Origin of the sequence: Limimaricola cinnabarinus LL-001, from assembly GCF_000466965.1 — a bacterium.
In the GTDB taxonomy this organism is placed as follows: Bacteria; Pseudomonadota; Alphaproteobacteria; order Rhodobacterales; family Rhodobacteraceae; genus Limimaricola; species Limimaricola cinnabarinus.
In genome coordinates this window covers 1-1,420 of the sequence record NZ_BATB01000151.1, presented here as the reverse complement: position 1 = coordinate 1,420, position 1,420 = coordinate 1, and the positions used below count along the sequence as shown (strand labels likewise).

The following is a 1,420-nucleotide window of genomic DNA, read 5'->3' as shown; positions in this document are numbered from 1 at the left end:
ATGAAGATTCTCGTCCCCGTGAAGCGGGTGATCGACTACAACGTGAAGGTCCGGGTGAAGTCGGACGGGTCTGGCGTCGATCTGGCCAACGTGAAGATGTCGATGAACCCGTTCGACGAGATCGCGGTCGAGGAGGCGATCCGTCTCAAGGAGGGGGGCACGGCGTCGGAGATCGTCGCGGTGTCGATCGGCGTCAAACAGGCGCAGGAGACGCTGCGCACGGCGCTGGCGATGGGCGCGGACCGCGCGATCCTGGTGGTCGCCGCCGAGGCCCCCGATCAGGACATCGAGCCGCTGGCCGTGGCCAGGATCCTCGCGCGTATCGTCGAGGAGGAGCAGCCGGGCCTCGTGCTCTGCGGCAAGCAGGCGATCGACAACGACATGAACGCCACCGGGCAGATGCTCTCGGCGCTCTTGGGCTGGTCGCAGGCGACCTTCGCGTCGGAGGTGAAGATCGACGGCGAGAGCGCGCAGGTGACGCGCGAGGTCGACGGCGGCCTGCAGACGATCTCGGTCAAGCTGCCGGCGATCGTCTCCGTGGATCTGCGGCTGAACGAGCCGCGCTACGCGTCGCTCCCGAACATCATGAAGGCCAAGAAGAAGCCCTTGGACGAAAAGACGCCCGCCGATTACGGCGTCGACGTCTCGCCGCGGCTCGAGGTGGTCAGGACCGCCGAGCCGCCGGCGCGCAAGGCGGGGATGATGGTCGGCTCGGTCGATGATCTGGTCGAGAAACTCAAAGATCTGGGGGTGGTGTGATGGGCGTGTTGCTTCTGGCCGAGGTCACCGATGGCGAGCTGAACCACGACGCCACCGCGCGCGCCGTCGCCGCCGTGGCGCCGTTGGGCGACGTGACGCTGCTTTGCGTCGGCGCCAAGGCCAAGGACGCCGCCCAAGCGGCGGCGAAGATCGAGGGCGTGGCCCGCGTGCTCTGCGCCGAGGACGCGCTCTATTCGCACCGCCTCGCCGAGCCGGTCGCCGCACTGGTGGCGCAGCTGGCCGAGGGGCACGAACACGTGGCGGCTCCTGCCACGACGGACGCCAAGAACATCATGCCGCGCGTCGCCGCGCTTCTGGACGTGATGATCATCCCCGACGTGCTGGCGCTCCACGAGGATGGCTCGTTCGACCGGCCCGTCTATGCCGGCAACGCGGTGCAGACGGTGAAATCGCGCGACGCGACCAAGGTCTTCACGATCCGCACCACCGGCTTCGAGCCCGCGGGCGAAGGCGGGTCGGCCCCGGTCGAGGACGTGGCGGCGGCGGCCGATCCGGGCCTGTCGTCCTGGGTCGAGGACAAGCTCGCCGAGAGCGACCGGCCGGAGCTGACCTCCGCGGGCATCGTCGTCTCGGGCGGGCGCGGCGTCGGCTCGCAGGAGAACTTCGCGCTGATCGAGACCCTCGCCGACAAGCTCGGCGC

2 protein-coding genes are annotated in these 1,420 nt (G+C 69.1%); both read left to right on the top strand.

Annotated features, from left to right (window positions below; translation table 11 throughout):
- Positions 1-759 carry an electron transfer flavoprotein subunit beta/FixA family protein gene (locus MBELCI_RS18800; protein ID WP_021695819.1) on the top strand — a complete coding sequence of 253 codons (759 nt, stop codon included), beginning with the start codon at positions 1-3 and terminating at the stop codon, positions 757-759.
- A partial coding sequence (locus MBELCI_RS18795; protein WP_045320555.1) for an electron transfer flavoprotein subunit alpha/FixB family protein occupies positions 759-1,420 on the top strand: 662 nt, incomplete at its 3' end. The genes MBELCI_RS18800 and MBELCI_RS18795, both read left to right, overlap by 1 nt.

Coding starts and splice junctions, on each gene's coding strand:
- MBELCI_RS18800 (WP_021695819.1), top strand. CDS start 1: ATGAAGATTCTCGTCCCCGTGAAGCGGGTGATCGACTACAACGTGAAG.